Genomic DNA, 6108 nt, shown 5'->3' on the forward strand with positions numbered 1-6108 from the left:
CATGCGGGGCGAGATCGAACTGCGGCGAGACGACTTCCGCGAAGCGCCGCGCACGCTGTACCGCACCGACGGCCTCACCGTCACCGCGTTCGCGTATCCGTCCGGCGTCGAGGCGCTGAAGCTCGACAACCGCCGCGGGCACCTCGTCGTGCTGCCGTATCTCGGCCAGATGATCTGGGCCGCCGAATTCGACGGCCGCGACCTGACGATGAAGCACATGTTCCGGCAGCCGAAGCGCGCGACGTCGATCATCGATACCTACGGCTGCTTCATGTTCCACAGCGGGCTGCTGCGCAACGGCTGCCCGGGGCCGGACGACACGCATGCGCTGCACGGCGAGATGCCGTGCGCGCCGATGGACCGCGCGAGCCTCGTTGTCGGCTCGGATGCGCGCGGCGCGACGGTCGAAGTGACCGGCGAATTCGAATACGTGCAGGGCTTCGGCAGTCACTACGTCGCGCGTCCGTCGGTGCGGCTGGCCGAGCACGATGCGCGGATGACGATCGCGATGGACGTGACGAACCTCGGCGGCACGCCGATGGACCTGATGTACATGGCCCATCTGAACTACGCGTACGTGCCGGGCGGGCGCTTCGTGCAAGCGTTGCGTCCAGGCGGGCTGCGGCTGCGCGACAGCGTGCCGGCTCACGTGAAGCCGACCGCCGCGTGGCGCGACTACACGGCCACGCTCGCGCGCGATCCGGCGCGGCTCGCGACGCTCGATGCGCCCGCGCTGTACGACCCCGAAATCGTGTTCTTCATGAACGACGTTGAAACGGACGCCGACGGCGTCGCGCATTTCCGGCTCGTGCATCCGGACGGCGGCGCGTTCCACACCTCATACCGCCCCGAGCAATTTCCGCATGCGACGCGCTGGATCCTGCACAACGCGGACCAGCAGGTCGCCGCGTTCGCGCTGCCGTCGACCTGCGAGCCGGAGGGTTACGAAGCCGAACGCCGCAAAGGCCACGTCGCGGCGCTGGCGGCGGGCGCATCGCGCCGCTTCGAAGTGCTGACGGGCTACCTCGGCCCGGCGGAAGCCCGCGATGCGTGATGCGATGAGAGGCGCGATGAGAGGCGCGACGAGAAGTGCGCTGCATGGCGCGCCGCCCGCCCGCGCCGCATCAGGTCACGAGCGCGATCCCGTGCTCGCGGATCGCCGTTTCGTAGCGACGGCTCAGCTCCCCGTCCGAGATCACGTAGTTGAAATCGGTCAGTTCGGCGAAATAGGCCGCGCGCACTTCGTCGAATTTCGTGTGATCGACCAGCAGAAAGCGGTTCTGCGCGCGCGCCATCACTTTCTTCTTCGCGTCGACTTCGTGGAAGTTGAAGCACGTGACGCCGCAGCGCTCGCTCACGCCGGCCGCCGAAATGAACGCCTTCGACACGCGCACCGAATCGAGGATGCCCGTTTCGGCGACCGATTCGAACACCATGTTCTGGCGGTGATACGCGCCGCCGCACAGGATCACGTTGCAATGCGGCTTCTGCTGCAGCTTCGCGAACACGTTCAGCGAATTGCACACCGCGGTGAATTCGAGGTCGTCCGGAATGAAGTCGACGATGAACGGCGTGGTCGACCCGCAGTCGACGAAGATCGTGTCGCCGGTCGTCACGAATTGCGCGGCGAGCTTGCCGATGCGGCGCTTTTCCTCCGTCTGCCGGTTGTTCTCGGCGCTGATCAGGTATTCGCCGATGTCGCTGCGCTGCGCGGCGAAATGGCGCGTCACGTAGCCGCCGATCAGGCTCAAGCCGTGCGGGTTGTCCGCGAGATCGCGACGGATCGTCATTTCGGACACGCCGAACAGTTCGGCGACTTCCCTCAGATGAATCGCGTTCTGCCCTTGCAGCACGTTCATCAAGGTCTTGATCCGTTCGCCCTTCTTTGTTTCCATGCCGGTATCCTGCGTGCCCGCCGCGTGAGTCGTTCGTCGTGCCGGGCGCGCGGGCCCGGCCGGAATGTCGTATTTGTAACAAACCGATGTGAAAACATCAACTTTCCGTGTGCCCCTTCCGCACACGATCCGTGGAGTCCTGACACATGCCGCTTTCCAACGCCCAGCTCGCCCAAACCATCGATCACACGCTGCTCGCGCCCGACGCGAGCGACGCGCAGATCCGCGAACTCTGCCGCCAGGCGGCCGAGCATCGTTTTTACTCGGTCTGCGTGAATTCGGCGAACGTGCCGCTCGCCGCGCGCGAGCTGGCTGAAACCGGCGTGCTCGTCTGCGCCGTGGTCGGCTTTCCGCTCGGCGCGGGGTTGTCCGCCGCGAAGGCATTCGAAGCCACCGCCGCGATCGCGGCGGGCGCCGGCGAGATCGACATGGTGATCAACATCGGCGCGCTGAAAAGCGGCCGCGCCGACGACGTGAAGGCCGACATCGACGCCGTGCATCGCGCGTGCGGCACGGTGCCGCTGAAGGTGATCCTCGAAACGGGGCTGCTGACCGACGACGAGAAGGTGCGCGTGTGCGAGATGTGCCGCGATCTCGGCGTCGCGTTCGTGAAGACGTCGACCGGGTTCGGCCACGGCGGCGCGACGCTCGCCAATGTCGCGCTGATGCGCCGCACCGTCGGGCCGACGCTCGGCGTGAAGGCGTCGGGCGGCGTGCGCGATCGCGCGGCCGCGCTGGCGATGCTCGAAGCCGGCGCGACGCGGCTCGGGACGAGTTCAGGCGTGGCAATCGTGACCGACCAGGGCGGCGGCGGGTCGGGGTACTGACGCGCGAACGGCGGGCCTTTGCGCGCGTACGTCATGCGTCGGGCTCGGCCGTCGGAATCCATTGCACAAGCGGCAGCACGCGGTGCGCCGATGGCAAAATACGCGCGCCGTTCGTCTAAAGCTTCGCCGCCTCTTCCGAGCATGCGACAACCCCGGCACAATGCCGCCCATGCGCAACGACAACGCCTTCATTTACCCGTCCACCGGCCTCGCCGGGCGGCTCGCCAACCGGATGGTCGCGAGCCGTCCCTTGCTGCGCGCACGCCGCGCGCTGCTGTCGCGGCTGCCGTTCCTGCAGCTCGCGAGCGACGTCGAGCATGTCGTATATTGCACGTGGGTCGTCGACGTCGCGGCCGTCGAGCATCTCGTGCCGCGCGGCGTCACACTCGCGAGCCGAGGCGGCCGCACGCTGTTCACGACGCTCACCTACCGGCATCGCCACTTCGGCCCGCGTCTCGCCGGCCCGCTGCGCCGCCTGTTTCCGTCGCCGCTGCAAAGCAACTGGCGGCTCTACGTCGACGCGCTGCCGGACGGCGTGCCGGCCGAGCGCACCGTGCTGTTCGTGAAGAACGTGTTCGACCACCCGCTCTATGCGCTCGGCAGCCGGCTGTTCAGCGACGCGCTGCCGTCGCATCTCGCGCGGCCCTTCACGCATGCGGCGCACGACGGACGCTACGACACGCGGCTGGCGGCAAGCGGTGGCAGCGCACCCGACTTCCGCTGCACGGCCGAAGCGTCGCACGACCGGACGCTGCCCGCCGCCTTCGCACCGATCTTCGACGACTGGCGCGCGGCCGTGGCAACCCTGTCGCTGCAGCACGCGGCCGTCGCCCACGTCGAGGACTGCGACCGCCTCGCGTATGCGTCGATCGACCTGCCGATCGACGTCGACGCGGTGCGGCCGCTGAAGACGGTCGGCCCCGTCGGCGGCGGCGACTTTCTCGCCCGCATCGGCGCGACCGGCGAACCGCTGTGCTTCGTCGTGCCCGACGTCGCATTTCGCGTCCTGTCCGAGCGGCTGCTGTAGCGCGACCTGTCGGTACACGACGCGTCATCACGCCGCGCGCGCCATACAAAGCATGCGGCCGCCCGAAGGCGGCCGCATGAAACACCATGGGACAACCGGCTTACTTGCCGTAGTCGTACACGCCGCGCCCGGTCTTCCTCCCGAGCCGCCCTGCCGACACCATCTCGCGCAGCAGCGGGCACGCGCGATACTTCGGATCGCCGAAGTCCTTCGCGAACACGTCCATCACCGCGAGGCACACGTCGAGGCCCACGAGGTCGGCCAGCGCGAGCGGCCCGATCGGGTGGTTCGCGCCGAGCTTCATCCCCGCGTCGATCTCCTCGGCCGACGCGATGCCTTCGGCCAGCACGAAGAACGCTTCGTTGATCATCGGCACGAGGATCCGGTTCACGACGAAGCCCGGCGAATTGCGCACGCCGATCGGCGACTTGTCGAAACGCTCGGTCAGCGCGCGCACGGCCGACACGGTCGCGTCGCTCGTCTGCAGCCCGCGAATGATCTCGACGAGCGGCATCAGCGGCACCGGGTTGAAGAAATGCATGCCGAGGAAACGCGACGAATCGGCGAGCGGCGCCGCGAGCGCGGTGATCGAGATCGACGACGTGTTGGTCGCGATGATCGCGTCCGGGCGCGCGACGGCCTCGATCTGCTTCAGGATGCGGCCCTTCAGCTCGACGTTCTCGGTCGCGGCCTCGATCACGATGTCGACCGCGGCGAGCGTCGCGTAGTCGGTCGACGTCGTGATGCGGGCGAGTGCCGCGTCACGCGTGGCCGCGTCGAGCTTATCCTTCGACACGAGCCGCTCGAGGCTGCCCTTCAGCGTCGCGAGGCCCTTGTCGAGCGCGGCGTCGCTGACGTCGATCATCACGACGTTCAGTCCTGCAACGGCGGCGGTTTGCGCAATGCCGTTACCCATGGTTCCGGCGCCCACGACGCCGACGGTTTCGATGGCCATGACGATTCCTGTGTATTCGGAGGCTGAGCGGTCGATTATCAGATGTTCTCGAAGATCGCCGCAATCCCCTGGCCGCCGCCGATACACATCGTCACGAGCGCGTAACGCCCGCCGATGCGCTTCAGTTCGTACAGCGCCTTCACCGTGATCAGCGCGCCGGTCGCGCCGATCGGGTGACCGAGCGAGATGCCCGAGCCGTTCGGGTTGACCTTGGCCGGATCGAGGCCGAGTTCCTGCGTGACCGCGCAAGCCTGTGCGGCGAACGCCTCGTTGGCTTCGATCACGTCGAGATCGCCGATCTTGAGGCCGGCGCGTTCGAGCGCCTTCTGCGTGGCCGGCACCGGGCCGATGCCCATGTACGCCGGATCGACACCCGCGTGCGCATACGCGACGAGACGGGCGAGCGGCTTCACGCCCTGCGCGCGCGGCGTCCGCGCTCATCATCAGCACGGCGGCGGCCGCATCGTTGATGCCCGACGCGTTGCCGGCCGTCACGGTGCCGTTCTCCTTCGCGAACACCGGCTTGAGCTTCGTGAAATCGTCCGCGCTCGCGTCGTGACGCACGTGCTCGTCGGTGTCGAACGCGACCTCGCCCTTCTTCGTGCGGATCGAGATCGGCAGGATCTGGTCCTTGAAGCGCCCTTCGGCGATCGCGCGCGCCGCGCGACGATGCGATTCGAGCGCCAGCGCGTCCTGCGCTTCACGCGAGATGTCGTATTTCCTCGCGACGTTCTCGGCCGTCACGCCCATGTGGATCGTCTGGAACGGATCGTGCAGCGCGCCGAGCATCATGTCGACGAGCTTCGCGTCGCCCATGCGCTGGCCGAAGCGCGCGGCCGGCACGGTGTACGGCGCGCGGCTCATGCTTTCCGAGCCGCCGCCGATCGCGACGTCGGCGTCGCCGAGCATGATCGTCTGCGCGGCCGACACGATCGCCTGCAGGCCGGAGCCGCACAGGCGGTTCACGGTCAGCGCCGGCGTGTGCTGCGCGACGCCGCCGTTGATCGCCGCGACGCGCGCGAGATACATGTCCTTCGGCTCGGTGTTCACGACGTGGCCGAATACGACATGGCCGACCGCATCGCCGGGCACGTTCGCGCGCGACAGCACTTCGGCAACCACCTTCGCGCCGAGGTCGGTCGGCGAGAAATCCTTCAGGCTCCCGCCGAAATCGCCGATCGCGGTACGGACACCGCTCACCACCACGACTTCCTTCGCTGCATTGCTCATCGTCTCACTCCGGTTCGTTCGCGCCCGCGGGCGCGGGGATGCGTTTGCGTTACATGTTCGGGTAATTCGGCCCGCCGCCGCCTTCGGGCGTGACCCACACGATGTTCTGCGTCGGGTCCTTGATGTCGCAAGTCTTGCAGTGCACGCAGTTCTGCGCGTTGATCACGAGCCGAT

General features: G+C 67.7%; 6 protein-coding genes and 1 pseudogene. 3 read left to right on the forward strand and 4 right to left on the reverse strand.

Going from position 1 to position 6108, the window contains the following annotated elements:
• Position 1 precedes the first annotated feature (1 nt).
• On the forward strand, positions 2-1054 hold the full coding sequence (locus tag LGN10_RS29275) for an aldose 1-epimerase family protein (RefSeq protein ID WP_226225864.1): 1053 nt from the start codon (positions 2-4) through the stop codon (positions 1052-1054).
• A gap of 70 nt (positions 1055-1124) precedes the next feature.
• On the opposite strand, the gene deoR is transcribed toward LGN10_RS29275, so the two are convergent.
• Positions 1125-1895: a DNA-binding transcriptional repressor DeoR gene (gene deoR, locus LGN10_RS29280; protein WP_059578967.1), complete on the reverse strand. Its 771-nt coding sequence runs from the start codon at positions 1893-1895 to the stop codon at positions 1125-1127.
• 146 nt (positions 1896-2041) lie between these two features.
• Between deoR and deoC the strand changes: the two genes are divergently transcribed.
• Both deoC and LGN10_RS29290 read left to right on the forward strand, forming a co-directional pair.
• On the forward strand, positions 2042-2722 hold the full coding sequence (deoC, locus tag LGN10_RS29285; RefSeq protein WP_226225865.1) for a deoxyribose-phosphate aldolase: 681 nt from the start codon (positions 2042-2044) through the stop codon (positions 2720-2722).
• Between the two features lie 160 nt (positions 2723-2882).
• Positions 2883-3749, forward strand: a complete 867-nt coding sequence (locus LGN10_RS29290; protein ID WP_319001262.1) for a DUF2071 domain-containing protein — start codon at positions 2883-2885, stop codon at positions 3747-3749.
• A gap of 100 nt (positions 3750-3849) precedes the next feature.
• Here the strand turns inward: LGN10_RS29290 and LGN10_RS29295 are convergent, their stop codons facing one another.
• The 3 genes and pseudogenes from LGN10_RS29295 to LGN10_RS29305 all read right to left on the reverse strand — a co-directional run.
• Positions 3850-4704 carry a 3-hydroxybutyryl-CoA dehydrogenase gene (locus tag LGN10_RS29295; RefSeq protein ID WP_226225868.1) on the reverse strand — a complete coding sequence of 285 codons (855 nt, stop codon included), beginning with the start codon at positions 4702-4704 and terminating at the stop codon, positions 3850-3852.
• A 38-nt stretch (positions 4705-4742) separates the two neighbouring features.
• A pseudogene (gene bktB / locus LGN10_RS29300) lies at positions 4743-5934 on the reverse strand (beta-ketothiolase BktB).
• Between the two features lie 49 nt (positions 5935-5983).
• On the reverse strand, positions 5984-6108 hold a 125-nt coding region (locus LGN10_RS29305; RefSeq protein WP_155630433.1), incomplete at its 5' end, for a 4Fe-4S dicluster domain-containing protein.

Source organism: Burkholderia sp. AU32262 (assembly GCF_020419985.1).
GTDB lineage: Bacteria > Pseudomonadota > Gammaproteobacteria > Burkholderiales > Burkholderiaceae > Burkholderia > Burkholderia semiarida.